This is a genomic window from Bradyrhizobium sp. URHC0002, from assembly GCF_054059515.1.
Genome location: NZ_JBSSCF010000001.1, coordinates 5,033,106 through 5,057,723, shown reverse-complemented (window position 1 = coordinate 5,057,723; position 24,618 = coordinate 5,033,106). Strand labels below are relative to the sequence as shown.

At 63.3% G+C, this 24,618-nt stretch carries 29 protein-coding genes and 1 tRNA gene; 13 read left to right on the top strand and 17 right to left on the bottom strand.

Annotated features, from left to right (window positions below):
• Nucleotides 1-47: 47 nt before the first annotated feature.
• The 3 genes from ACVWVY_RS24575 to mgtE form a co-directional block, all read right to left on the bottom strand.
• On the bottom strand, nucleotides 48-866 hold the full coding sequence (locus ACVWVY_RS24575; protein WP_456628788.1) for an aldo/keto reductase: 819 nt from the start codon (nucleotides 864-866) through the stop codon (nucleotides 48-50).
• 152 nt (nucleotides 867-1,018) lie between these two features.
• Nucleotides 1,019-1,417: a helix-turn-helix domain-containing protein gene (locus ACVWVY_RS24570; protein ID WP_456632301.1), complete on the bottom strand. Its 399-nt coding sequence runs from the start codon at nucleotides 1,415-1,417 to the stop codon at nucleotides 1,019-1,021.
• 119 nt (nucleotides 1,418-1,536) lie between these two features.
• On the bottom strand, nucleotides 1,537-2,970 hold the full coding sequence (gene mgtE, locus ACVWVY_RS24565; protein WP_456628787.1) for a magnesium transporter: 1,434 nt from the start codon (nucleotides 2,968-2,970) through the stop codon (nucleotides 1,537-1,539).
• A gap of 105 nt (nucleotides 2,971-3,075) precedes the next feature.
• Between mgtE and ACVWVY_RS24560 the strand changes: the two genes are divergently transcribed.
• Nucleotides 3,076-3,870: a polysaccharide deacetylase family protein gene (locus tag ACVWVY_RS24560; RefSeq protein ID WP_456628786.1), complete on the top strand. Its 795-nt coding sequence runs from the start codon at nucleotides 3,076-3,078 to the stop codon at nucleotides 3,868-3,870.
• Between the two features lie 198 nt (nucleotides 3,871-4,068).
• Nucleotides 4,069-5,370, top strand: coding sequence for a polysaccharide deacetylase family protein (locus ACVWVY_RS24555; RefSeq protein WP_456628785.1), 1,302 nt, complete (start codon nucleotides 4,069-4,071; stop codon nucleotides 5,368-5,370).
• Between the two features lie 97 nt (nucleotides 5,371-5,467).
• On the opposite strand, the gene ACVWVY_RS24550 is transcribed toward ACVWVY_RS24555, so the two are convergent.
• Together ACVWVY_RS24550 and ACVWVY_RS24545 are read right to left on the bottom strand one after the other, a co-directional pair.
• Nucleotides 5,468-5,842 carry a hypothetical protein gene (locus ACVWVY_RS24550; RefSeq protein ID WP_456628784.1) on the bottom strand — a complete coding sequence of 125 codons (375 nt, stop codon included), beginning with the start codon at nucleotides 5,840-5,842 and terminating at the stop codon, nucleotides 5,468-5,470.
• A 482-nt stretch (nucleotides 5,843-6,324) separates the two neighbouring features.
• Nucleotides 6,325-6,756 (bottom strand): hypothetical protein, encoded by a 432-nt coding sequence (locus ACVWVY_RS24545; RefSeq protein WP_456628783.1) that lies wholly within the window; start codon nucleotides 6,754-6,756, stop codon nucleotides 6,325-6,327.
• 243 nt (nucleotides 6,757-6,999) lie between these two features.
• Here ACVWVY_RS24545 and ACVWVY_RS24540 point away from each other — a divergent pair, with 243 nt between their 5' ends.
• Nucleotides 7,000-7,902: a hypothetical protein gene (locus ACVWVY_RS24540; protein WP_456628782.1), complete on the top strand. Its 903-nt coding sequence runs from the start codon at nucleotides 7,000-7,002 to the stop codon at nucleotides 7,900-7,902.
• A gap of 88 nt (nucleotides 7,903-7,990) precedes the next feature.
• On the opposite strand, the gene ACVWVY_RS24535 is transcribed toward ACVWVY_RS24540, so the two are convergent.
• Nucleotides 7,991-8,075, bottom strand: a tRNA-Leu gene (locus tag ACVWVY_RS24535).
• Nucleotides 8,076-8,171: 96 nt separating this feature from the next.
• Nucleotides 8,172-8,414 carry a FliM/FliN family flagellar motor switch protein gene (locus tag ACVWVY_RS24530; protein WP_066505938.1) on the bottom strand — a complete coding sequence of 81 codons (243 nt, stop codon included), beginning with the start codon at nucleotides 8,412-8,414 and terminating at the stop codon, nucleotides 8,172-8,174.
• A 63-nt stretch (nucleotides 8,415-8,477) separates the two neighbouring features.
• Between ACVWVY_RS24530 and lipB the strand changes: the two genes are divergently transcribed.
• Complete coding sequence (gene lipB / locus ACVWVY_RS24525) at nucleotides 8,478-9,203, top strand: lipoyl(octanoyl) transferase LipB (protein WP_456628781.1); 726 nt, start codon at nucleotides 8,478-8,480, stop codon at nucleotides 9,201-9,203.
• 63 nt (nucleotides 9,204-9,266) lie between these two features.
• Here the strand turns inward: lipB and ACVWVY_RS24520 are convergent, their stop codons facing one another.
• Nucleotides 9,267-9,683 carry a GFA family protein gene (locus ACVWVY_RS24520; protein WP_456628780.1) on the bottom strand — a complete coding sequence of 139 codons (417 nt, stop codon included), beginning with the start codon at nucleotides 9,681-9,683 and terminating at the stop codon, nucleotides 9,267-9,269.
• Nucleotides 9,684-9,944: 261 nt separating this feature from the next.
• On the opposite strand from ACVWVY_RS24520, the gene ACVWVY_RS24515 reads away from it, so the two are divergent.
• The gene (locus ACVWVY_RS24515) at nucleotides 9,945-10,244 is read left to right on the top strand and encodes a hypothetical protein (protein ID WP_456628779.1); all 300 of its coding nucleotides are present in this window, start codon (nucleotides 9,945-9,947) and stop codon (nucleotides 10,242-10,244) included.
• Between the two features lie 20 nt (nucleotides 10,245-10,264).
• Here ACVWVY_RS24515 and ACVWVY_RS24510 read toward each other — a convergent pair whose 3' ends face one another.
• A complete protein-coding gene (locus ACVWVY_RS24510) occupies nucleotides 10,265-10,693 on the bottom strand; it encodes a tautomerase family protein (RefSeq protein WP_456628778.1) in 429 nt (142 codons plus the stop codon).
• 117 nt (nucleotides 10,694-10,810) lie between these two features.
• Here ACVWVY_RS24510 and ACVWVY_RS24505 point away from each other — a divergent pair, with 117 nt between their 5' ends.
• The 3 genes from ACVWVY_RS24505 (at nucleotide 10,811) to ACVWVY_RS24495 (ending at nucleotide 14,498) form a co-directional block, all read left to right on the top strand.
• Entirely contained in the window at nucleotides 10,811-11,665 is an 855-nt protein-coding gene (locus ACVWVY_RS24505; protein WP_456628777.1) for a LysR family transcriptional regulator, read from the top strand.
• 101 nt (nucleotides 11,666-11,766) lie between these two features.
• Complete coding sequence (locus ACVWVY_RS24500) at nucleotides 11,767-13,287, top strand: ATP-binding protein (RefSeq protein ID WP_456628776.1); 1,521 nt, start codon at nucleotides 11,767-11,769, stop codon at nucleotides 13,285-13,287.
• 113 nt (nucleotides 13,288-13,400) lie between these two features.
• The gene (locus ACVWVY_RS24495) at nucleotides 13,401-14,498 is read left to right on the top strand and encodes a hypothetical protein (protein WP_456628775.1); all 1,098 of its coding nucleotides are present in this window, start codon (nucleotides 13,401-13,403) and stop codon (nucleotides 14,496-14,498) included.
• A gap of 17 nt (nucleotides 14,499-14,515) precedes the next feature.
• Here the strand turns inward: ACVWVY_RS24495 and ACVWVY_RS24490 are convergent, their stop codons facing one another.
• From ACVWVY_RS24490 to ACVWVY_RS24480, 3 genes are read right to left on the bottom strand one after another with little or no spacing between them, the layout of a single operon-like run.
• A complete protein-coding gene (locus tag ACVWVY_RS24490) occupies nucleotides 14,516-15,952 on the bottom strand; it encodes a TIGR01777 family oxidoreductase (RefSeq protein WP_456628774.1) in 1,437 nt (478 codons plus the stop codon).
• Nucleotides 15,949-16,614, bottom strand: coding sequence for a DUF4166 domain-containing protein (locus ACVWVY_RS24485; protein ID WP_456628773.1), 666 nt, complete (start codon nucleotides 16,612-16,614; stop codon nucleotides 15,949-15,951). The genes ACVWVY_RS24490 and ACVWVY_RS24485 overlap by 4 nt, the downstream gene beginning before the upstream one ends.
• 27 nt (nucleotides 16,615-16,641) lie before the next feature.
• The gene (locus ACVWVY_RS24480; protein ID WP_456628772.1) at nucleotides 16,642-17,199 is read right to left on the bottom strand and encodes a GbsR/MarR family transcriptional regulator; all 558 of its coding nucleotides are present in this window, start codon (nucleotides 17,197-17,199) and stop codon (nucleotides 16,642-16,644) included.
• Between the two features lie 243 nt (nucleotides 17,200-17,442).
• Here ACVWVY_RS24480 and ACVWVY_RS24475 point away from each other — a divergent pair, with 243 nt between their 5' ends.
• The 3 genes from ACVWVY_RS24475 (at nucleotide 17,443) to ACVWVY_RS24465 (ending at nucleotide 19,652) form a co-directional block, all read left to right on the top strand.
• Nucleotides 17,443-18,573, top strand: coding sequence for a hypothetical protein (locus ACVWVY_RS24475; protein ID WP_456628771.1), 1,131 nt, complete (start codon nucleotides 17,443-17,445; stop codon nucleotides 18,571-18,573).
• On the top strand, nucleotides 18,458-19,390 hold the full coding sequence (locus tag ACVWVY_RS24470) for a diguanylate cyclase domain-containing protein (RefSeq protein WP_456632300.1): 933 nt from the start codon (nucleotides 18,458-18,460) through the stop codon (nucleotides 19,388-19,390). The genes ACVWVY_RS24475 and ACVWVY_RS24470 overlap by 116 nt, the downstream gene beginning before the upstream one ends.
• Before the next feature lie 109 nt (nucleotides 19,391-19,499).
• Complete coding sequence (locus tag ACVWVY_RS24465; RefSeq protein WP_456632495.1) at nucleotides 19,500-19,652, top strand: hypothetical protein; 153 nt, start codon at nucleotides 19,500-19,502, stop codon at nucleotides 19,650-19,652.
• Nucleotides 19,653-19,666: 14 nt separating this feature from the next.
• On the opposite strand, the gene ACVWVY_RS24460 is transcribed toward ACVWVY_RS24465, so the two are convergent.
• The 5 genes from ACVWVY_RS24460 to ACVWVY_RS24440 form a co-directional block, all read right to left on the bottom strand.
• Nucleotides 19,667-19,807, bottom strand: coding sequence for a hypothetical protein (locus tag ACVWVY_RS24460; RefSeq protein WP_456628770.1), 141 nt, complete (start codon nucleotides 19,805-19,807; stop codon nucleotides 19,667-19,669).
• 41 nt (nucleotides 19,808-19,848) lie between these two features.
• Complete coding sequence (locus ACVWVY_RS24455; protein ID WP_456628769.1) at nucleotides 19,849-20,148, bottom strand: acylphosphatase; 300 nt, start codon at nucleotides 20,146-20,148, stop codon at nucleotides 19,849-19,851.
• Nucleotides 20,145-21,014 carry an isocitrate lyase/PEP mutase family protein gene (locus tag ACVWVY_RS24450; protein WP_456628768.1) on the bottom strand — a complete coding sequence of 290 codons (870 nt, stop codon included), beginning with the start codon at nucleotides 21,012-21,014 and terminating at the stop codon, nucleotides 20,145-20,147. Before ACVWVY_RS24450 ends, ACVWVY_RS24455 begins: the two co-directional genes overlap by 4 nt.
• A gap of 109 nt (nucleotides 21,015-21,123) precedes the next feature.
• A complete protein-coding gene (locus ACVWVY_RS24445; RefSeq protein WP_456628767.1) occupies nucleotides 21,124-23,139 on the bottom strand; it encodes an acetyl-CoA carboxylase biotin carboxylase subunit in 2,016 nt (671 codons plus the stop codon).
• A gap of 139 nt (nucleotides 23,140-23,278) precedes the next feature.
• Nucleotides 23,279-23,488, bottom strand: coding sequence for a hypothetical protein (locus ACVWVY_RS24440; RefSeq protein ID WP_456628766.1), 210 nt, complete (start codon nucleotides 23,486-23,488; stop codon nucleotides 23,279-23,281).
• A gap of 110 nt (nucleotides 23,489-23,598) precedes the next feature.
• Here ACVWVY_RS24440 and ACVWVY_RS24435 point away from each other — a divergent pair, with 110 nt between their 5' ends.
• Nucleotides 23,599-23,775: an RNA polymerase sigma factor region1.1 domain-containing protein gene (locus tag ACVWVY_RS24435; protein ID WP_456628765.1), complete on the top strand. Its 177-nt coding sequence runs from the start codon at nucleotides 23,599-23,601 to the stop codon at nucleotides 23,773-23,775.
• 75 nt (nucleotides 23,776-23,850) lie between these two features.
• Nucleotides 23,851-24,615, top strand: a complete 765-nt coding sequence (locus tag ACVWVY_RS24430; RefSeq protein WP_456628764.1) for a thermonuclease family protein — start codon at nucleotides 23,851-23,853, stop codon at nucleotides 24,613-24,615.
• Nucleotides 24,616-24,618 lie beyond the last annotated feature (3 nt).

Here is a 24,618-nt window from a genome sequence, read left to right as displayed (position 1 = left end):
TCGATATATTTACTGCCCGCCAGCATAGCGTCCGGCGACGCAACTCCTCAATCCCATTTCGGCGCGAAACCGAAATCCGTGAGCCGGCCACTGGCGCTGCCCATGGCGGAAATCTGCTGCATGTCCTGTTCCGACAGCTCGAAATCGAATATCTCGATGTTCTCCGAGAGCCGCTCGAGCTTCGACGTTCGCGGGATAGCCGCCACGCCCTGCTGCACCAGCCAGCGCAGGCAGATTTGCGCCGCCGTCTTGCGATAGCGCTCGCCGATCCGCTGCAGCGCGCGGTCGTTCTTGATGCGGCCCTTGGCGACCGGGCTATAGGCCACCAGCGCCATGCCGTGGCGCCCGCAGGCTGCCCTCACCTTGCTCTGGTCGAGATAGGGATGGTACTCGACCTGGTCGCACACCAGCGGTTCCGAACATAAGGCCGCCGCCTCCTCGATCAGGGCCACGGTGAAATTGGACACGCCGATGTGACGGGCAAGCCCCTGCTGCCTGATCCGCGCCAGCGCGCCCAGCGTCTCCACCAGCGGCACCTGCGGGTTCGGCCAGTGCAGCAGCAACAGGTCGACCTCAGTCAGGCGCAGTCGCACCAGGCTTTCCTTGGCCGAACGCTCCAGATCGTGGGGCGCGAAATGCGAGGGCCAGATCTTGGTGGTGAGGAACACCTGATCCCGCTTCACGCCCGAGGCGCGCAGCCCCTCGCCGACCTCACGTTCGTTATCGTACATCTGCGCGGTGTCGATGTGGCGATAGCCGAGCCGGATCGCCTGCTCGACGAGCCGCGCGCAGGTGCGTCCGCGCAGCTCCCAGGTGCCCAGCCCGATTGCGGGGATTTTTGCGCCATTGGCTTCAACAAAGAGCATTGGTTGTATCCGCGGACCGGCCCCCATTATGGGCTGCGGAAACAGCCGTGCCAACAGATAGCGGTTTCGGGCCGTGTCTCAGTTTGAATTTCGGCTCGCGAACCGGTGTGGAAGTGAGACATGGCCCGGTTTCGGGCGAAGCGTGCCCCGGACTAGGCGGACGACGGTTCTGTAGCGAGAGCTTCGAAAACGGTTTCCGGCGAATGGGCGATCACGGCGAGCAGCGCCCGCGCCGGTCCTCGGGGGACACGCTTGCCCTGCTCCCAGTTCCGGATGGTTTCGACGGGCACGCCGAGCCGGGCCGCGAATTCGATCTGGGTCAGCTGCGCACGGCGGCGAAGGTCACGCACGGCCGGCAGCGTGCCGGTTTCGCCCGGCGTTGCGTCAGGCAGGGCTGAAGGCGTCGCGAACCCAGGCTCGGGGTCGGGCATCGCAAGCGCGAGCCCGGGCATCGCAAGCGCGAGCTCGGGCATCTCCGGCGCGAGCGGAAATTCCTGCCCGTCCCGCAGTTCGACGATCCTTCCGTCCGCTTTCAGCCGCAAGCGCTGCATGTCGACCTCGTGAGCCAACATCATCGGACAAGCGCCTTAAGGGCCGATTAACGATAAAAGCGACCTTGTTCTGACGCGTTTTCTTCACGCGAACCGGAGGCTTCGCTCGAAACGCCACGCTACTTGAGCCCGAACCACAGCGTGGCGATGCCGAGAAACGAGAAGAAGCCGACCACGTCGGTAATCGTCGTGACGAAAGTTCCCGACGCCACCGCGGGGTCTGCCCGCACCCGGTCCAACACCATCGGGATCAGGATGCCGCCGAGCGCACCCGCAACCAGGTTGCAGATGATGGCAAGGCCGATCACGACGCCCAGCCCCGGGATCTTGAACCAGGCCACCGCAGCCACGCCCGTGATCACGGCAAAGGCAAGCCCGTTGACGAGGCCGACCATCGCCTCGCGCATCACCACGCGCAATGCATTGTTGGAGCCGAGTTCACGGGTCGCCAGCGCCCGCACCGCCACGGTCATGGTCTGTGTGGCGGCGTTGCCGCCCTGGCTCGCCACGATCGGCGCCAGCACCGCGAGTGCGACCATCTTCTCAAGCTGACCCTCGAACACGCCGAGCACGGAGGACGCCAGAAACGCGGTCGCCAGATTGACCAGCAGCCAGTTGAAGCGGGCGCGTGCGATGGTCCAGACGGTGTCGGACAATTCTTCCTGGCTGCTGACGCCGCCGAGCGCCTTCAGATCCTCGTCGGCCTCTTCCTCGATGACGTCGACGACGTCGTCGATGGTGATGACGCCGACCAGGCGGTTGGTGGTGTCGACGACGGGGGCCGCGACCAGATTGTACTTGCCGAACATCCGCGCGACCTCTTCCTGGTCGTCCAGCACGGAGACGCGGCGGCGGTCTTCATCGATCAACTCGGCGATCGGCACCGGCCGGCGCGCCCGCAGCAGCGTGTCCAGCGAGACGGCACCCTGCCAGTGCTTTTCGGAATCCACCGCGTAGATCTCGTAAAACCGGTCCGGCAGATCGGGGGTGTCGCGCATGTAGTCGATCGCCTGGCCTACGGTCCAGTCCGGCGGCACCGCGATGAACTCCGACTGCATCCGCCGGCCTGCGGAATTCTCCGGATAAAGCAGACTGCGCTCCAGCGGCTCGCGCTCGGCCGGCGGCAGCTTTTCGAGGATCTCTTCCTGGTCCGCCTCATCGAGGCCTTCGAGCAGCTCGACCGCGTCGTCGGATTCCAGCTCACGCACGCCCTCGGCGACCGTCTCCGGTTCGAGTTCCTCGAGGATTTCCTCGCGGACGGAATCATCGACCTCGTTGAGCGCCGAGAAGTCGAAATCGGTGCCGGTCAGCTCGACCAGCGTGACGCGGTCGTCGGGTTCGAGGGCCGCGATCAAATCGCCGAGATCGGCCTCGTGAAGTTCCGCCACCACCTCGCACAATAGCGGCCGGTCGGCGGCGTGGATGGCGCTTGCGATCTCTTCGACGAACTCGTGGCGGAGCTGCCCCTCTTCATCCCGCATCGGCAGGTGGTCGAGCACGGAGCCTTGCGCAGGTTGCGCCTCGGCTGGGGCAACGTCGATATTCTCGGCCATGCCACGCCTCGCCGGTTTGACAGATTGAGGGAAGTTGTCTGAGTTACGCTGCACGCTTACCCAATCGGTAACACCCAGCGCAATGCCAAATATGTCTGACTGCAAATGACCCTAAATTTCAGCGCGACGCTGTGCTCGGCGGTCGCGGCATGGATCACCCTCGTTGCGGCGGCGCCGGCGGCCGAATGTGCCCGCAAGGATGCGCTCGGCACCTCACGCGTTCTCGCGGTGGACGCCGCTACCACCCCGCGCGTCGGCCTCAAAAGCTTTCCGCAGAGCCTTCCGCTTGATGACCACGAGGTGGTGCTGACCTTCGACGACGGGCCATGGCCTGCGACGGACCAGAAGATACTGGCGGCGCTGGCGCATGAATGCGTGCGCGCCACCTTCTTCCTGATCGGAAAGCCGGCCTCCGAACATCCCGAACTGGTACGGAGAATAGCGGCGCAGGGCCATACCATCGCGCATCACACCTGGACCCACCACAATCTGAAATACATGAAGCCGGAGGCGGCCATCGGCGAGATCGACAAGGGCATCGCTGCGGTCGAAACGGCGCTGCACGGAAAGGTCACCACGACCCCGAGCACGCCGTTCTTTCGCTTCCCGTTTTTTGACATGACGCCCGCGACGCTGGACGCCTTGCAGAAGCGCGGAATCGCCGTGTTCGGCGCCGACCTTTGGGCCGGTGACTGGAATCCGATGACGCCAGCACAGCAGTTGAAACTGCTCACCGAGCGGCTGCGGATTGCCCGCAAGGGCATCATCCTGCTGCACGATCCCAAAGCGCAGACCGCTGCCATGCTGCCGGCCTTCCTGCGCTACCTCCGCGACAACCGTTACCGCGTGGTCCATCTGGTGCCGGCAGGCACCAAAACCGTGTCCGACAAAGCACATTAAATCACGATCTCTTCAGCTGACGCCGGTCCTGTGGCCTGGATCACGCCCCGAAGCCAAATTAGGTGTAGAATTCAGGCGATTAAGGCGGCATTCATGGCGCCAGATGTAAGCCGTTGCGTGCTCTTGGAATGAAGCCGGGGTTCAATGATCGTTAGCGTATTTGTAGGACTTCGACGGCTGCCTTGGACTGCCGTCTGCGTGGGCCTACTGACCTCTGTCGCCGCGCAGGCGGCGTCGGCCGCCGATTGCCCAGGTCATCCCGACGCCATCGGTACGTCACGCACCATCGTGGTCGATCCGCGCGCCCATCCGATCATCGGCACCATGCAGTATAACAAGACGCTGCCGCTTGGAGATCGTGAGGTGGTGCTGACCTTCGACGACGGTCCACTGCCGAAATACTCTAACCAGATCCTCGAGATTCTCGCCGCCCACTGCGCGAAGGCGACTTTCTTCCTGGTCGGAAGGCAGGCCAACGCCAATCCGGGAGGCGTGCGCAAGGTGCGTGACGCCGGCCATACAGTGGCCACCCACAGCCAGAACCATCCGACCGGCATGGATCGGCTGCCGCTCGACCGCTCCAGGCAGGAGATCGAACAGGGCATCGCGTCGGTGACCGCGGCGCTGGCCGACGGCACCGCGCCCGCGCCGTTCCTCCGCATTCCCGGCCTGCGCGTCAACGACGGGATCGAGGAATTTGCTGCTTCCAAGGGGCTCCAGCTCTGGAGCGCCGATTTCCCGGCCGACGACTGGCGCAACGTCTCCGCCAATCGCGTCTATGAGCTTGCGATGCAGCGGCTGGAGCAAAAGGGAAAAGGCATCCTGCTGCTGCACGACATTCAGCCGCGCACAGTCGCCGCGCTGCCGAGGATCCTGCGCGAACTGAAAACGCGCGGGTATCGCATCGTCCATGTGGTGCCGGCGACGCCGGAGCGGCCGGCGACGCCGACCGAGCCGCAGCAATGGCAGTTGCATCCGCCGTCGGAGATGGTGGCAATATCGCGCTGGCCGAAGATTCCGAAATTCGCTTTTGCCGGCCCTGCGGCACTCCCCGTCCCGGCGTTGTCCGATCTCGATTGGCACACGTCCGATCTTGGCGTACGCGCCTCGCGGCGCGGGCGCGGCGTTCCCCTGCCACAGGTCGCGCCGTGGCCGCGGCAAACGCCGTTGCCGCCGGCTGCCACGCTGGCCGCGCTGCCGGTTCCGGCAGCGAGCCTTTTCAAGCTCGCGGAATCGGCGCGCATGACCCTGCTGGCCTCGCCCCCTCGCCGGGCGGCATCGACTGCGCAGGCGCGTTCAACGGAAGTCTCTTCCGCAAAGCTCGCCGGCAAATCCGGCAAATCTCGCCACCACGGCCGCACGGTCGCGGCCCCGCCGCCGGCGTCGACCGGAGAAACCGCGCACGCGGCGCAAAGCGCTGGCGGGATCACCCCCAAGCCGGCGGCGCAAGCCAAACGGAACGGGCGATCGGTACGGGTTGCGGGCTTGAAGAAGCGCTGATCAGCGGGCTCTGATCGAATGATCAGGATCATCAGCCAGTCATTTGTTTTGGTGCGTTTTCCTGACCCCAGGGACCTCTCCGCGCTCGGAGCGGGGCTCAGTTCGTCACGATCTTGGCGATGCAGAGCAGGATGACGATGGCGAGGAACAGCAGGTCGATATAGGCCTTGATCTCACCGGCATGGCGGAGCGCGCCGACCTCGGTGATAATCTGCTTGCGCGTCGACGTCGAATTCGGCCCCTCGCCCAGCGCCGCCACCAGACGGCGCGCCTCCAGCTCGAGCCGCTCGATGCGCTGGAAGAAGTGAAACGACCGCAGCGCCGACGCCGCATGCATGCCGGCATAGACCAGCACCAGAATCGCGACCACCACGCGGTGCTGGTACTTTTCGAGGAAATTCAGAGCCAAATAGACCAGGGCCAGGAACACGAAGTTGGAGAGGAAACGATAGGCGTAGCTCAGAAACAGCATGAAGATGCTCCGGGTGGTCTTGGTAGCGTCGAACTTCCTGGAAGCGCCGAACGGCGGGAATCAGCGGCCGCCGGCGCGGGTCAGTTTACGCGAACGGTGCGACTGTAGGGGCATCAACTCGCACGCCGCGCCAAACGATTCGCGCGCCGTGGCATTGCGGACACGCAAACACCTCGCAAAACCGATTGCATCAGACCAAACTGCAACATTGTGGTGCATTCGGAGGGTATCGGATCAGCCAGGTTTACGAAGCCGTTACAAACGGGTGCGGACCAGCCTGATCAGCCGCGGCCGCCACCACGGCGCAGCTGTGAAGCTATTCTGACTGTCGGATACCGCAAAGAGGCCCCGCCATTTGCGGCGGGTGCTAGTCTAGGGAGGAGACAACAAACTAAGCCGATTCGCAGCACCAGCGTGTACCGCAATTCACACACGCTATTCAAAAAACAGACCCGATCGATGTTCGCAATATCTCACGGCGGCTATATTTTGCCTTCGATCATCTTGAGTTTGACGGTCTCGCAGGTCTTCCGAACCTGCTCGGTAAAGATCGCGCATTCTTCGATGCGCTTGAAGATCTTTTTAGCTTCCTCGCGATACGAGGCTGCGGTATCGCGCATGAAGGCAATGGCATTATGCACTTCGGCGGTCATCGCCTCGCATTTCTTCGCCGCGCTGATCAGCTCCGCTCCCATGGCTTCGATTTCCCTGGCGGCGGCTTCATAGTCGCGTACCACGGCCTCGGCAGTGAGCGCACCGACGCGGGTCACGCCCTCTTCATGCTCGACGTAGTCTGGCATCGCCCCCGATGGGGCCGCCCTGATCGCGGGAAGGTTCCCTACGACATCTTCTTCAAGCTTGGCTAAATCCAGCGGTGCAGCAGTAGTTCTATGAAGTCGTTCGATACTCGCCATAGGCCCGTTCTCCATCACTCGATGAACAACCCCCAGCGCGCAAGCATGGCGACCGATTCGTGGCGGAATCCAGAATCAAAGAAAGCAACGAGAAGGCGAGCGTGTGAATACAGGCGCCGTGGGATGGCGCCGAGGCGCTTCCATTCACTCGAAGCCTTAATCGGCCCACGCATTAACCATGCCGGCGCATCAGGCTGCGCGAGGCCTACGCTTAATGCGCGTTTAACGGTTTTGCATCAATGATTGACATTCCAGCGCAACGTCTTTCAAGCCGCAAGAATTGCGGGCCGCATTCAACCTCTTTTGGAGGATCGATTGAGGACGCCTATTATTTGCGCGCTGGCCACCACCCTGGTCGGTTGCAGTAGCCAACAATCAGCACAGCCATCATGCGTTGGCCTGAACCCATTGGCCTGCCTGACCGCGGTTCATGTGCCGATTGAACCTGCATCATATGACGGCGACACTGTCACAGCGAAACCAGTGTCCGACATCGCCTGGCGCGTCGACAGCCCGCCCCGATCGCACGCAGACGACGTCGCCTGCCGGACACCCAAGCCAATCAAGGTCGCGGCAAAAGCCGCTGCTACCGTCCCCATACCGATTCCATCTCCGCTAGCGAACCAGCAGACGACGGGCAATGCCGTTATTTCCGAAGCGCCACGCGCTTCAGAAGCTGCTCGCGCTTCCCAGCTGACACGCGGAATCACCATCGATCCACAGACAACGAGCGACGTTGGGCAGACCCGAACGACGGAGGAGCAGGTGGCGGCGGCCGCCGCGGTCGCGGAGGGAAAGTCGGTCCCGACGTTGGATACGTCGCTGGACGCGCTGGTGGCCGTCCTCGTGGCGGGTCCCGACGTCAGGTCGATCTCCGACCTGGCCGGCAAGACAATCGCGATCGACGATAGATATTCCGAGCAGTCGATCAGCCGCGTCAGGACCGCGATGGCGGCGGCGGGCGCGCTCGAAATCCAACTGAGCAAAGGTCAAACCACAGCGATCAATCGACTGGTTGCCAAAGAAGTTCCGGCCGCGGTCGTCGGATTAGTCTCCGCCACCGCCGCGGATAGCTTTCCCGAGCTCGCGCGATTGAGGATCTTCCGAGTACCTCTCTCAGCTAGGTCGAGCCCGACGAAGCCGTGACGGGTTGTCCCTCGGAGCCTCCGCACGCCTGGCAAAGGGCCGGCCACGGAGCCAAAAACCCAACAAAAACAAAGCTGATTTTTTGAGGTGGTGCGCTCGGAGGGACTCGAACCCCCACGATTTTACTCACTGCCACCTCAAGGCAGCGCGTCTACCAATTCCGCCACGAGCGCTTGGGATACCGGCTGGAGCGATGCAGCCCGCCGGATCAACGGCGCCGATGTAACAAATCAGAGATGGGGGGACAAGGAGGTTTTGCGCGCCGATAACTACCTGACATCAGGGGATTTCGGCAGCATTTGCTTGACTTCGACCGCGATACGGTTGCGATCGACCAGCACCACGCCGGAAGCCACCGGAAGGTTGTTGGCGAGGATCTTGACCTCGTCCGCTTCGGTGGCGTCCAGTTCGATGATGGCGCCGCGGGAAAGCCGCATCACCTGGTGGATGGGCATGGTCGTGGTGCCGAGCACCACCATGAGATCGACGCTGACTTTATCGAGAGTCGCCACTACTGAACCGCCTGAGGGGGACTAAATTGATGCGGTTCCACCTGACCACGTTATGGTTAGCCAATGGTTAATGACCGCCAAAGCCTTGATTTGACGACATTCGCGCGAGCCCAGGGCGGCGGCGCGGTCGAATGGCGGATTTCAGCTGGCCCGGTGCCCTACCCCGAGGCCGTGGCTGAGATGGAAGCACGCGCGGCCGATATCGCCGAGCGCAAGGCGGCCGAACTGGTCTGGCTGCTGGAGCATCCCCCGCTCTACACCTCCGGCACCAGCGGCAAGGAAGGCGACCTGCTCGATCCGCGTTTTCCCCTGTTCACCACCGGCCGCGGCGGGCAGCTCACCTATCACGGGCCCGGCCAGCGGGTGGCCTACGTGATGCTCGACCTCAAGCAGCGGCGGCCGGACGTGCGGGCCTATGTGGCCGGCCTTGAAGAATGGATCATCCGCACGCTCGACGCCTTCAACGTGCGCGGCGAGCGTCGCGAGGATCGCGTCGGCGTCTGGGTCAGGCGGCCGGACAAGGGCGCGGGCTACGAGGACAAGATCGCCGCGATCGGCGTGCGGCTGCGGCGCTGGGTGTCGTTCCACGGCATCGCCATCAATGTCGAACCAAACTTGTCGCATTTTTCCGCGATCGTGCCCTGCGGCGTCATCGATCCGCGTTACGGCGTCACCTCGCTGGTGGATCTCGGCCTGCCCGTGACGATGGAAGATGTCGACGTCGCGCTAAGGCGTGCATTTGAAGACGTGTTCGGCGCCACCGGCGCGCGTCTGCCGGAAGCGATTTAGCCCGCTTGATCACCGGAAATCCGTGAGGGCGATCCCGAACCGACTTGATCTCGATCTACCTCGTCATGTTTCCATTGGCCGGCTCTGGTCTCGCAGCAACACAAGCCCCTCAGGAAAGCGAACCCATGCAAACTTCGAGTCGCACCAGGCCGCTACCTGTGGCGCAGGAAAAGATGGGTCCGCAAAGCAACCAGCCGGTATGCCGATGAGGCCGGGAAAAAGTTCGAGGCTCGTGCTCACTGTCGAGCCACATCGAGGGCAAAACACGCAGTGAACGTTCCCGCCTGACGCTCCTTTGCGGGTGAAGGTCGAGCTATCGCCCAAGCGGCTGGTTACTTGTTCGGAGTTCCATCGGGACGAAAGAGAAAATGCACTTCCCGAACGCCTTTGACATCGCGTGCAGTTGCAGGCTGTCACCATCGCAGGTTCGCCTTCGACCGTTATGCTTAGCTGGCCACATTGGCAGGTCGCCGTGCGCATCCCCTCATACCTCTCCCGCTACCCGTCAGTGTCGGAAAATCATACGGCGTCCAGTCGCTTGGGCAAGCAGTTTTGGTTGATACGAGTTGCTCCATAAACTCCCCGTTGCCGATCGGCACTGATATCTGATCTGTCTTTGGCCCGAGGCTTTGTTCCGCCAGCGACTTCCCCTTTTTTGCGATTTGGCAGCGACAGATCTTCCGCCGGGAGTGAACCGGGCGCACATATTCTGAGCAAGCGGATTGGGAACAGGAGGTCGCGATGACGACGCCCAGACTTCCCTTCGAAAACCGGTGGACCAACAACGCGAATGCGCTGCAATGGAATTGCGAGCTTGACCATCTGGGCGTGGCGAACGTGCGGGCCATGTTCGTGGATCACGAAACCCGGCATCCCAACCGACGCAACGTCGTGCAGGACGTTCCGGCCGGCTTTGTCCGGGACTGGCTGGCGTTCCAGGATCGGCGCGCCGCGCGGCAACAACTGCTTTGGCGCGCAACCGTGATTGCGCTCTCGGGTGTTGCTGCGACGGCGGCCGTGCTGGGCGTACTAAGGACGTGACACGCGCTTCCCGATAAAGTTCACGCTGCAGCCTTCCGCAGCGCCACCTCCAGCTTGCCTGCGATGTAGCGGCGCTCCTGGGTGAGGCCGCCGAAGCCGTAGGCGTCTCCCTTGACCTCGTCGACATGGGCATAGCTTTCCTCGTGCAGCGGCCCGAGCAGTTCGCCCATGCGCCGGAACAGCTCGGCCAGATAGGCCGCCTTCTCGTCCTTGGTATTGGTGCCCTCGCTGACGTGAACGTCGAGCCAGAAGCTGGCGAGGCTCTGCTCGGCGAGCGACTTTCCGCCGGCGAACCAGTCGGCGGCATCGACCGATTTCACGATGATGGCGGTGACCTTGGGATCCTTGCGCAGGATGCGCGCGGTGAGATCGCTGACGGCGGAGGCAATTTCCGCCTTCAGCGACGGCGACTTGCGGACGCTGGAATAGGTGACGGTGATGAGCGGCATGGTGGTTCTCCTTCGATGGGACGCGCTGTCATCGCGCTCCCATTGATGTAGACCCGCGCCCATCATTTTGGTATCTTATCTCTATTCATAACAGTGATAACATATGTTGATGATGACATGAGCACGCTGGATATCGATACGGTGCAGGCGTTCCTGCTGGTCGCCGAACTGCAAAGCTTCACCCGCGCCGCCGAGGCGCTCGGCACCACGCAAGCCGCCGTCAGCATGAAAATGCAGCGGCTGGAGAGCGTGGTCGGCAAGCGGCTGGTCGAGCGCTCGCCGCGGGCGGTCGCGCTGACCGCCGAAGGCACGGCGTTCCTGTCTCACGCCCGCGCGCTGATCGAAGCGCATGACCGCGCGCTATCCGGCGAGACACCCGCGCGCCAGCAATTGTCGCTCGGCATCTCCGATCACGCCGCGGGGCCGGAACTGGTGCCGCTGCTCGAACGGCTGCACGCGATGTCGTCGCAACTGGCGCTTTCCGTGACGATCGGCTTTTCGCGCGCGATGCTGGATGCCTACGATGCCGGCGAACTCGACGCCGTGGTGGTGCGGCAGGAAGGCAGCCGCCGCGGCGGCGAGAAGCTGACCGAGGATGAGTTCGGCTGGTTCGCCGCCAAACGCCTGGCCTGGCGCCGCGGCGAGACGCTGCCTCTTGCCACGCTGGCGCCGCCCTGCGGCGTGCGCGCGCTCGCCATCCGCGCCCTCGACAAGGCCTCCATCGCATGGACCGAGCGCTTTGTGGGCGGCGGCGTCACCGCCGTGGCCGCAGCCGCATTGGCCGGCCTTGCGGTAGCGCCGCTGGCTCGGCGGATCGCGCCGCCAGGCCTGGTCGACATCGGACCGGCGCAAGGGTTGCCGCGGCTTTCTTCCTCGAAGGTGATGCTGCACTCGAAGGTCAGCGACCCCGCCAAGCGCGCGGCATTGCGGACGCTGGCGGCGACGTTCAGGAGCGCGGTTGCCTCAGCCTAACGGTCCGTTTCGCCGGCGTAACGGACCATTTCGTTAAAAAGCCGATTTTTCGGGAACCAATGCGCGTGTGGTGCGTTTGCGCCACTGAAACGGGCAGTCGGATGTTCAAGAAAGATCAACAACGGCAAAGGGATCTACACGAATCCGAACGTAATTTCCGACTCCTGGTTGAAGGCGTTGCCGACTACGCGCTGTACATGCTGGACCCTGACGGCGTTGTGACGAGCTGGAACATCGGCGGCCAGCGGATCAAGGGTTACGCGCCCGACGAAATCATCGGGCAGCACTTTTCCCGCTTCTATACCGAAGTCGACCGCACCAACGGCAAGCCGCTCCGCGCCCTGCGCATTGCCCGCGAACAGGGCCGCTACGAGGAGGAAGGCTGGCGCGTTCGCAAGGACGGCACCTTCTTCTGGGCCAGCGTCATCATCGACACCATCTATGAGGACGGCAAGCTGGTCGGCTTCGCCAAAATCACCCGGGACATTACCGAACGCCGCGAAGCCCAGCTCAAGCTCGAGCGAATGCATCAGCAGCTCGCGGAATCGCAGAAGCTCGACGCACTCGGCCAGCTGACCGGCGGCGTGGCGCATGATTTCAACAACCTCCTGATGATCATCAGCGGCAGTCTTCACACGCTGAGGAAAGCGGTGGACAACGATCCCAAACGCCAGCAGGCGCTGTTGGCGATCGAAGGGGCGACCAAGCGCGGCGCCTCCCTCACCAGTCAGTTGCTGACATTCGCACGGCGGCAGAGCGTTAATCCGCAGGCGGTCGACATCGCCGAGCGCATCTATGCGGTGCGCGAAGTGCTCAACACCGGCGTCGGCAGCGCGGTGACGCTGCAATTCGAAGTCGCCCCGGGGATCTGGCCGGTCATGGTCGACGTCGCCGAGTTCGAGACGGCGCTGGTCAATCTCGTCATCAATGCGCGCGACGCGATGACCGACGGCGTCATCACGATATCGGTAAGTAACGACAGACTCAGCGACGAGATCAACGCCGGCGAGTATGTCGCCATTGCTGTCGAAGACAGCGGCTCCGGCATCGCGCCCGATATCCTCAGCAAGATCTTCGATCCATTCTTCACCACCAAGCCGATCGGCAAGGGCACCGGTTTGGGACTGTCTCAGGTTCATGGCTTCGCGCATCAGGCCGGCGGAACGGTCAAGGTGGCGAGCGAACTCGGCAAAGGCACCCGGATCACGATCCTGCTGCCGCGAAAGGAAACCGCGCCCGCGGCCGAGGACGCCAATGCGGCGGAGATCGGCGGCAGCGGCATCGTGCTGCTGGTCGAGGACAATCCGGACGTCGCATCCGTCAGCGCCGGCCTGCTCGAACAACTCGGCTACACCGTCCGCAAGGTAACGAATGCCGAAGCGGCCTTGCGCGAAATCGAGCTCGACGGAATAGACCTCGTCTTCTCCGACATCGTGATGCCCGGCAAAATGGACGGCCTCGGTCTGGCGCGCCACCTGAAGGCTGTCAGGCCCAGACTGCCGATCCTGCTGGCCAGCGGCTATAGCGATGCCGCGCTGAGCGTGCGCGGCGATTTTCCCATTCTGCGCAAGCCTTACGAAATCCACGAACTAAGCAAGGCAATTGCGAAACTGCCGCGGTGACGCCCGGGAAAATATCCGGAAATATACGGAAACATTTACGACCCGTTAACCATGCTTTGAAATGGTCCCCCGCGGTAACGGTCCCTTAACCGTTGCCCAAACGGGGAACGCGAATGACCTCGATAAATACCGGACCGAATCCGTATGCCCAACAGGGCTCCGCCTATGCCCGTGCGGCCGCCACCCAACCGTCGCTGGCCAACACGCTCAACAATGCCGAGGCCGGCAATCCGCCCGACAACTCGGCGGCGACCAATTTGACGCTGTCGCAAGCGGCGCGAGAGCGGCTCGCCAGCGGGACTGCGTCGAAGGATTTTACGACAGTGACTTCCGAGGCGCGCGCCGCGCTCGATGCGCTCTACGCCGCCGCCAAGGTCAAGGGGCCGATCGGCGCCGACGGCAAGGCGACGGTCGACCTGTCGTCGCTCGACCGGCGTTCGCTGTTTGCGGTTGCGACCAACAATGCCGGCAAGTTCAGCCCCGACGAACAGAAGGCCGCCACGACCGAACTCGGCAACCGCTTCGACAATGTGCTGGCGCCGGCCGCGGCGACGTCGAAGCTGACGGGTGACTTCAGTTCGCTCTACAAGGCGGCGCTCGACTATCTCAATGGCGCAAGCGACGAGGAGAAGGCAACGGCGACGTGGTCGGCGCAGCGGGATGCGGTGCTGAAGGGCGTCCAGGCCACGCTGCAAAATCCGGCTGTCGTGCCTGACATCGCCAACGATCCGGTCGGTGCCCATCTGTCGCAGAATCCCGCCGGCGGCGGCACCGCAACCCAGAATATCTCGACCATCGCCAGGAAAGTCCGCGCCACGCTCGACGCGCAGGCCAAGGCTGCCGCCGCCGCCGGCAAGGACCTGGTGTTCGATGCCGGCCGCAAGACCGGTCAGCAGGCGGACCTCGCTTCGCTCGACAACCGTTCGCTGGCGGCGATCTCGCTCAACCAGGATGGCTTGTTCTCGAAGCAGGAGAGCTTTGCCGCCAAGCAGTTGCTGGGTTCGCGTAGCCGCGCCAGCATTCTCGCCGCACTCAATCATAGCCAGACCAGCGGCGATCCGTCCCAGCTCAGCCTCGGGATCCTCAACGCCTACTCGTCGATGAGTTCAGAGGAACGCCAGGCCGTTAACTGGACACCGAGCTTCCGCGACCATGCAGTCGCCAGCTATAAATCGACGAAACAGATTCTGTCGATGTTGAGGGGCGCCTGATCGATTTCCCGCCCGCCTCACAGGATCGCTTCGAACGCACTGCGCAGCGTCTCGTGCCGGAACACGAATCCGTTGCTGAGCGCCTTGTTCGGGAGCACGCGCTGGCCGCCCAACAGCAATTCATCGGCAAAGTCGCCGCCCACCCGGCGCAGCAGCCCGCCGGGAATTCGGAAAATCGCGGGCCGGTGCAGCCGGCGACCCAATTCCTCGGTGAACTTCGTATTGGTCACGGGGATCGGTGCGGTGGCGTTGATCGGCCCTGCCAGTTCAGGCTTTGCGATCACATGCGCGATCAGGCGGATTAGATCGTCGCGCTCGATCCAGGACATCCACTGCCGGCCTGAGCCCAGCGGCCCGCCGAGGCCGAACTCGAACGGCGTCAGCATTCGCGTGATGAAGCCGCCGTCGGTGCCGATCACAAGGCCAATCCGCAGGCAGACCACGCGCACGCCATGCGCTTGCGCCGGACGCGCCGCGTTTTCCCAGGCGTCGCAGAGCTCATGGCTGAAGCAGGCGTGTGATTTCGCCGACTCCGTCAGCACCTGATCCTGCCAGAGCCCATACCAGCCAATGGCCGAACCGCTCACCAGCACAGCCGGCTTGCGTTCGAGCCGCGCGATCAGCTTGACGATGTCGCCGGTCATGTTGATCCGGGAGTCGAGGATCTTTCGGCGCTTGACGTCGGTCCACAGCCCGTTGCCGATCGGCTCGCCCGCGAGATTGACGATCGCATCGATCCTGGCTTCCGCGGAGAGCTGGTCGAGGCTCGTGATCAGCATGATCGGCGGCGGCAGCATGTCCGCCTTGGCCGGATCGCGCACCAGCGCGATGACCTGATGGCCCGCCCCGCTCAGGCCCGCGACCAGGCGGCTGCCGATGAATCCGGTGGCGCCGGTGACCAGCACGGTCTGCCGGGCGGGCAGTTTTTCGACCAGGCTTGCTGCGGGCGCGCTGCTCATTCGCGCCAGACGTTTCGACGCGGCAAAATCGCGCAGACCGCACAGCGCCGCACCGACGGCCGAGGCCGCTGCAACCAGGCTGAGCCATCCCGTGTAGGCCGATTTGACGCCGGTCGGCTGCGCTGCCCAGCCGATCAGGACCGGCAGCAGCAGCACCAGGATGGCGCCGTAATTGATCGCAAGCAGTGTGTGATTGATGCGTTCGCTGGCCGGCAGTTTCCGGCTCATGTCCTCCTCGACGAAATCCATCAGCGTGATGACGATTTCGGCTGCCAGCACCGCGATGATCAGCATCGCGAGGATGCCGTGCACTTCCAGCCAGCCCAGCACCAGGAACAGCAGCGCATAGAGCATGTTGCGCAGGCTGTGGAGCTGCAGCTCGTAGCGCTGCGAGGGGCGCCAGGCGAGCCGCTCGGTCAGTTCATGGTGATAGAACGTGTCGAACACGCCCATCACGATCTGAATGGCGATCAGGATCCAAAGCAGCGACGTCATGATGCGGCCTCCCGGAACACGGCGGATTGACGAATGAGTTTGCCGAAGCGCGGATGAACGATCTCCAGCGTGAAGCGGAACGTGCCGCCGCCGAGATCGGAATGGATCACGGTGAGATCGCCGGGCGTCAGCCGCATCGGCAACGGCAATCGCAATGGCCCGATCTGCAGCGAATAGCCGACACTGCGGAATACCAAAGCCTCGTGCTCGACCGAGATACGCAACGCCATGCTGACGCCGTAGCCGACATATTCTTCAAGCCCGGTCGGCCCGGCGAACCGTTTCGCGGAGTGAATGACCTGCGGAAATCCGCATGTGCGCGCGCAGATGCGGGTCCAGATCTGGCCACCGCTCGCCGCATCCTCGGTCACCGTCACGACCATCGGGACACCGGTCTCGGCGCCCGTCGGCAGCGGCCCGCCGATGATCCGCGCAAGCTGCGCCAGCCACCAGCCGGCGCGGCTGAAACTCGCCTCCTCCACCGTGCCGACATAGACGACGGTCTCACCGTCGGCGAAGCGCTTCGAAAAACGCCGCCAGATCGCCAGCGGCAAACGGCCCCACCCCTCGTCAGGCAACAGGTTGTGGAAGCGGCGGTCGTCGAGCAGGATGGTGTTCGAGGCAGGTGTTGCGGGAAGCCTTGGTAGTCTGGTGGACGCCATTACACGCTCCTGCTCTGCCCCTCTGCCCTATCTGGATTTCCCCGCCGGCAGGAAACTGACGATCTTCTCGCCAAGCTTGATCAGCGCGACCAGTCTCGGCCTCGGCACGCCGAGCATTTGCATGTACCAGCGGTCGACCAGTTCGGTGAACGCCAGCATTTCCTTCAGCCGCTTGGCCGCGACCGGGCTGATGGTCGGATCATCGGCCGCGTCGGAGACGCAGGCGCGCAGCGCATCGACCGCGGGGTCGATCTCGCGTTCCTTGCGGCCGGCGGCGATCCGCGCCGCCACTTCCCAGATGTCGGTCTCGGCCTCGAAATGATCGCGGCGGTCGCCGAGGATCGGCACCCGGCGGATCAGGTTCCAGGCCAGCAGCTCCTTGATGGAGTTGGAGACGTTGGACCGCGCCATGCCGAGCGTCTCGGCGATATCCTCCGCGGTCATCGGCGCCTCGGCGAGATAAAGCAGACCATGGATCTGGCTGACGGAGCGGTTGACGCCCCACTCGTCCCCCATGTCACCCCAGTGCAGGATGAAGCGCTCGACGGCGGCGGGGAGTTTCTTCTTGTCGGTTGTTTCTGTCATAACAGAAACATCTGACGGAACTGCCCGGATGTCAAGTCCCGCTGAGGGCGTTTTCAGGTCAAGCCCCGCCTGCCCGCCAAATTTGGTGCGCTCCCCCGGTTCCCTGTATGGAACCGGCCCAGATCGCGGCTAGCCATTCTTTTCCTGATCGATTTGTTAACCGCTTCGGTACCTCTCCCCTCTTAGATTCCGAATGCGCGATACTGGCCGACGGGGCCGGGCGCGCTGCCATCAAGGCGAGAAATGCCCGATCTGAATCCCCCAGACTCCGGCGGGCCACTGCGCCGGACATCTCCCGCGGCAGTGGTGATCGTCTTTGCGTTGGCGATGACCGCCTGCGTCCTGGGCGTTGTGGTCTGGAAATCACTGGAGGCCAAGGCGACTACGCTCGCTCGCGGCCAAACCGACATTGAGAACCTCGCGCACTCACTGGCCGAGCATGCCGCCCATGCGATCCGATCAGCCGATATCGCGATGGCCGGAATGGTCGATCTCCTAAAATATCGTGACCCGTTGCCGGAGCGGTTCAACCCATACTTGGCCGGCACGGTCAGTTCGTTACCGCAGATTCGCGAGATCGGCGTGTTCGATGTCGACGGCAGATGGCGATATTCTTCGTTGCCGGAAACGCCCAAGCACAACAATTCCGACCGAAGCTACTTCATCTACCACCGTGACACACCCGGGAGCGCACTTCGCATCAACGAACCGATACAATCGCGCTTGACCGGACGGTCTACGATTATCCTGTCGAAGCGGATCGACAGGCAGGACGGCAGCTTCGGCGGTGTTCTTACCGCCGCGATCGACAGCGACTACTTCAACCGCTTCTACAAGACCTTCCAGCTCGGTCCCGACGGCAGCATCAGCCTGCTGCGAAATGACGGTGCCGTCCTGATCCGCTGGCCGTTGTCTGACAGAAGTACAAATCTTTCCGGGACCGACCTGTTTTCAAGACACCTGAAGCTCAGCTCCGTCGGGTATTACAAGATCATCTCCCCCTTTGACGGCATCACGAAGTATTTTGGCTATGAGGAAACGCCTTACTACCCAACCGTCGTCACCCTGGGCGATGTCGGAAGACTGGCTGCTCGCGGATTGGCGGAAGACGCTGCGGACCGACGCCATCGTTGCCGGCGTGCTACTGTGCATGATCGTTCTGCTGGCTGCGCTGGTTTCCCTGCAGATCCGCTCTCGCATGAAGACCGTACGTGCCCTGCGCAAGAGCGAGGCGCACTACCGCCTGCTCGCGGACAACATCGCCGATATCATCATTCTGATCGATGCCCGCAGCCTGCTCCGCTATGTTTCTCGGTCGGCCGAACCGGTGCTGGGACTGCGCCCGAAGGATCTTGTCGGCAAGTCATGCTTTGACCTGGTGCATCCCGACGACAGGGAGAGCGTCAAATCGGCGACCGAACGGCTCAACGGAGTCGACAGCGTCAGCACGGTCGTGTTTCGACACTATCGTGGCGACGGAACGCTGGCATGGGTGGAAAGCAAGTTCAAGCAGGCGTCGGAAACGGACGACCCCACACGGATGGAATTCCTCTGCGTCATCCGCGACGTCACCGAACGCAAGCGGATGGAGGATGAGTTGACCCAGCTCAACCGCCGCCTCACCCAGCTCGCGGCAACCGACGGGCTGACCAGCCTCACCAACCGCCGCACCTTCGACGGATTCCTGCGGCGCGAATACGAATCCTGCGAAGAGATTGCGGTACTGCTGTTCGATATCGACAACTTCAAGGGCTACAACGACACCTACGGGCACCAGGCCGGCGACCGTTGCCTGCAGGCGGTTGCGAAAACCATCGGCGATGCGACTGCCGATACGTCCGGCCTGTCCGCGCGCTATGGCGGCGAAGAATTCGCGGTCGTGCTGCCGAACACCTCGGAAGATGCCGCCCTGAAGGTCGCCGAAGCCATCCGGCTGACGGTTCGGGCGCTGGGCATTCCGAACACGGCCTCCAGCCGCGGATACATCACCATCAGCGCGGGCGTGGCCGCCAGAAACCGCTCGACGCTCGATGAGACCGCGTTGGTGGGGGAAGCCGACACCGCGCTCTATCAAGCCAAGCGTCTCGGCCGCAATCGCAGCATCCTGTATTCCTCCCTCGACCTGCAATACGTCGAGAGCGCCTCCATCCAGCACGATGGCGAGTTCGCGCCGGGTCAGCCGGCGCATTAGCGCGAGGTTCGTCTTCTGCCGATCATTTGGCCGAGAGGTGAGCCAGCTCACATCCATGCAAAGCCCTCCGCGCTATCAATGGCACGGGCGCCGACTCATGGAGGCACGATTGACTGCTATCGAACGGGCGTTTACGCGCGCCATTGTCACCCTCAACAACAACGAGATTCTCAAGCAGCTCGCGCTTTTGTGCGCCGCCGGCCTGTTCGTTTCCCTGCTGATGCTGACTTACGGTCTCGATCTAAGCCCGGGCTTGTTCTAACCGCTTCCCGGGTCCTATCGCGTGCCAGGCCGCCACGAGAGATCATCAGACAGCACATAGATCGTGATCGCGGCCAGGCACATCACGACCCCGATCCAGAAGATCGGGGAATGATGGATCCGTCTCCAGTCGCGTCCGGGGTGGTGCGGCTTCATTCAGTCACCTCGTGGGTGGGTATCGGGCCTTGTCAGGGCGGTCAGATCGTCGGCAGCACCGAAAACCGCTCGCCTGCCTCCCGCAGGTTCAGCATGTCGGGATTGGCGGCTTCGTCCCGGACCGCCTCAACCCGCGCCGATGACGGCCCGCGGCGGCAAGCCGCGATCATGCCCGTAACGGCTTCCGCGGGGCCTGAGAACAACGCCTCGACGCTGCCGTCGCGGCGATTGCGCACCCAGCCTTCGAGATCACGCAACTGCGCCTCGCGTTCGACAAAGTAGCGATAGCCGACGCCCTGCACCCGCCCCCTGATCGTGACATGGCGGATGGCGTCGCTCATGGCTTCTTCAATCCGAGAAATGCGCCACTGCGCGCTTTCACGTCCGCTTCGCGCGTCGCCCTGCCGGTCAGTTCGGACGACGCCAGACCCTTCAAGTCCTTCGGCGAACCTCCCTCACGCAAAGCCCTCAGCGTTTCATAGACGGCTTGCGTTGCGGCGGCGAACGGCGCGTGGCTCTGCAAGGCGATCCGCACGCGCTGACCGGCGAGATAATCGAGCGCGGTCATCTCCTCGGGCGCGCCACCGAGCACGATCGGCAGCCGGGTCGCGGCGGAAATCGCTTCCAATTCCCCACGGTTCTTGACGCCGGTGAAGAACAGCGCATCGACGCCGGTGGCCTCGTACGCCCTCGCCCGCGCGATGGCGTCGTCGAGACCTGTGACGGATACCGCGCCGGTGCGGCCCATGACGACCAGCGACGGATCGCTGCGGCCATCGAGCGCGGCCTTCATCTTGCCGACGCCCTCCTCCAGCGGGATCAATTGCGTTCCGACCTGTCCGAACGCCTGTGGCAGCAGCGTATCCTCGATCGTCAGGCCGGCGGCGCCGGCCGTCTCCAGTTCCTGCACGGTGCGGCGGACATTGAGCGCGTTGCCATAGCCATGGTCGGCATCGACCAGCACCGGCAATGTCGAGGCGCGCGACATCCGGCGCATCTGCTCGGCCAGCTCCGTCAACGTGATCAGCGCAATGTCGGGATCGCCGAGCACGACCAGCGAGGCCACCGAGCCGCCGAACATGCCGAGCTCGAAGCCGAGGTCTTCGGCAATGCGGATTGAGGTCGCGTCATAGACTGACCCGGGCCGGATGCAGGTGGGGCCGTTGAGAATGGAACGCAGTCTCTCTCGGCGCTGACGGAATGCCATGGTGCCCTCAGTTCTATCCGCCGTCAGAAGAGCGTAGGCGGAAGCAATCCACACTTCCTTTTCGGCACGATGGATTGCTTCGCTCCGCTCGCAATGACGGGGCTAAGCGTTACGCAAATTCCAGGATCAGTGCGTCGACGGCCAGCGTGGCGCCGGCCGCGGCGTGGATCTTCTTCACCGTGCCGTCGCGTTCGGCGCGCAGCACGTTCTGCATCTTCATCGCCTCGACCACGGCCAGGGTCTCGCCGGACTTGACCTCCTGGCCTTCAGCGACGGCAATCGACACCACGAGCCCCGGCATCGGGCACAGCAGCTTCTTGCCGGTGTCGGCGGCCGACGTCACCGGCATCAGCCGCGCGGCGGCCGCCTCGCTTTCGGTGAAGACGTTGACCGCAACATCAAAGCCCTGATGCGCCAGGCGGATGCCGTTCGGGATCGCGCGCACCTGCATCGCCACGAAGTGACCGTCGATGGTGCCCTGCCAGACCGGTTCGCCCGGCGTCCAGTGTGAGACCAGATTGTGCGGATTGCCGGGCAGACCATCGGCACCGATGAAGCGCACCGCAATGCCGTCGGCCTCGCGCGCCACGTCGAGCGCGATTTCGTCGCGATCGAGCCACACCGCGCGGCGGCGTTCGCGCTGCACCAAACGTCCGGTCAACTGGCCGGAAATCTGACGCTTGCGTTCGCCGAGCACGTGGTCGATGGCAGCACCGACCGCAGCCAGCCGCCGCGCGACCTCGCCTTCCGGCGGACGCGCGGAAAAGCCCTTTGGAAATTCCTCGGCGATGAAGCCGGTGGAGAGCTTGCCCTCGCGCCAGCGCGGATGGTTCATCAGCGCCGACAGGAACGGAATGTTGTGCCTGATGCCGTCGACGTAGAACGCGTCCAGCGCGGTCGACTGCGCCTCGATCGCGGCCGCGCGCGACGGCGCGTGCGTGACGAGCTTGGCGATCATCGGATCGTAATGGATCGAGATTTCGCCGCCTTCCTGCACGCCGGTATCGTTGCGGATGGTGACGCCGTCACGGCTCGCTTCCGCGGGCGGGCGGTATTTCACCAGCCGACCAATGGACGGCAGAAAATTGCGGAACGGATCTTCGGCATAGACGCGCGATTCCACCGCCCAGCCGGTCAGCGTGACGTCTTTCTGCGACAGTGCAAGCTTCTCGCCGGCGGCGGAGCGGATCATCTGCTCGACGAGGTCGATGCCGGTGACGAGCTCAGTGACGGGATGTTCGACCTGCAGGCGGGTGTTCATCTCCAGGAAGTAGAAGCTCTTGTCCTGGCCGGCGACGAATTCGACGGTGCCGGCGGAATCGTAGTTCACGGCCTTTGCCAGCGATACCGCCTGCTCGCCCATCTTGCGGCGGGTGGTTTCATCGAGCAGCGGCGACGGCGCCTCCTCAATGACCTTCTGGTTGCGGCGCTGGATCGAACATTCGCGCTCGCCGAGATAGATCACGTTGCCATGCTTGTCGCCCAGCACCTGGATTTCGATATGGCGGGGATCGACGATGAATTTTTCAATGAAGACGCGGTCGTCGCCGAACGAGGATTTCGCCTCGGCCTTGGCGAGGTTGAAGCCTTCGGCGACTTCGGATTTCGAATGCGCGATCCGCATGCCCTTGCCGCCGCCCCCGGCGGAAGCCTTGATCATCACGGGATAGCCGATCTCATCGGCGATCTTCACCGCGTGCTTTTCGTCCTCGATGACACCGAGATGCCCCGGCACGGTCGAAACCTTGGCCTTGGCGGCGGCCTTCTTGGATTCGATCTTGTCGCCCATCGCGGCAATCGCGCCCGGATTGGGACCGATGAAGACGATGCCCGCCTTGGCGAGCTCGCGCGGAAACGCCTCGCGCTCGGACAGGAAGCCGTAGCCGGGATGCACGGCCTCTGCGCCGGTCTTGCGGCATGCTTCCACGATCTTGTCGATCAGAAGGTAACTTTCGGCGGCGGCCGGCGGGCCGATCAGCACGGCATCATCGGCCATTTCGACGTGCAGCGCATCGCGGTCGGCCTCGGAATACACGGCCACCGTCTCGATCCCCATCCGGCGCGCAGTCTTGATGACCCGGCAGGCGATCTCGCCGCGATTTGCGATCAGAATTCTCTTGAACATGTTCTTCTTGCTTGAGCTTTGGGCGGGATCCTCACCCGCAATGTGACATGCGGGGACGCGGGTAACAAACCCGTCGTACAGCAAAAATCGATGGAGGCAACGGTCTCGTATCGGCCCGGCCGTGCCGGGCGCCGGCCATTCACCCGGAATAGGCGTTGAAGCGGCCCCGCGCATAGGCGTGGGATACCGCCTTCATCAGTTCGCCGACCTCGGTTTCCAAATATTCATTGGCGACGATCAGCGCGCGGATCGTCGCCCTCATGTCGCCGCCGCAGGCGGAAATGGCCTGATCCACAGCGGTTTCCAGCCCGTCGTTCTCTTCGGACTTCGGCTGTGAAGAGGACGACATGAAATATTTCCGTGTGAAGCGACACCGCTTACGTTCCTCTTTTGTTCTCACGAAGTCAATAGTGCTGTCGTCCCCTTTAGTAGGAGCTTCGATATCGGGAGGACGATCAAATGGATTTATCGGCGATGATCAGACGAGCGATTGAAATCGGCGACCAGCATGGGTTCATCACATTTGACCAAATTAACGAGCTCATGCCGTCATCTGCCGACAGGTTTGGGCCCGAGGCGATCGAAGCTCTCCTCGACGCCCTGGGCGCCCGGGGAATCGACGTCAGAGAGGCGTAAGGCCGCCGCGCTTGGTTCCTTGACGCCAGCATGTGCTAGAACGCATCGGTGCGAAATCTATTTAAAGTGAAACAGATGCGGTCACGAATTTTTCTGGTTGCAGCGTTGCTGTCGATCGTACTTCCGGCCAGCCAGAGTTCGGCCGCCACCGCCATCGTCCGGGATGGCAGCACGCTTCAGCTTGGCAATGTCACCTACCGGCTCGACGGCATCGACGTCCCGACCGTCGACCAATTCTGCATCGACGAGCACGCCGATAGCTGGACCTGCGGTATCGAGGCGCGCGATCAACTGACCAAATTGATCGGCGGCAAGCAGGTCCGCTGCGACGACCTCGGCCCCGATCCCGCCTACAAGAAGCGGCACATCGGCGTGTGCAAGATCGAGGGCGACACCACAAGTCTCAGCCAGTTGCTGGTCCGCAACGGCTTTGCCTTGAATGTCGAAGCTTCCGCCAGCGGTCGCTTCAAGGCGGACGAGGCCCGCGCCCGCGACGACCGCCAGGGCTTGTGGAAAGGCTGCTTCGTCGCGCCACGCGAGTTCCGCGCGGACAAGAAGGACGGCGCCCTGATCGGCGCCGCGTGCCGCGCCGATCGCGACCGAGAAATCCGCGTGGCCTTATTCCCCGAGGATCTCGTGATGCCGGCGGGCTGTAACATCAAGGGCAAATACGCCGTCCGCGCACGCGTCACCGGGAACCTCGGCATCTACCACCTGCAGGCATGCCGCTCCTATCCGGGCCTGACCAAGCCGGATCGCTGGTTCTGTTCCGAGGAAGACGCGCAGGCTGCCGGGTTCCGCAGGGCCTATAATTGCCGATCAACCACCAAGAGTAAATGACGC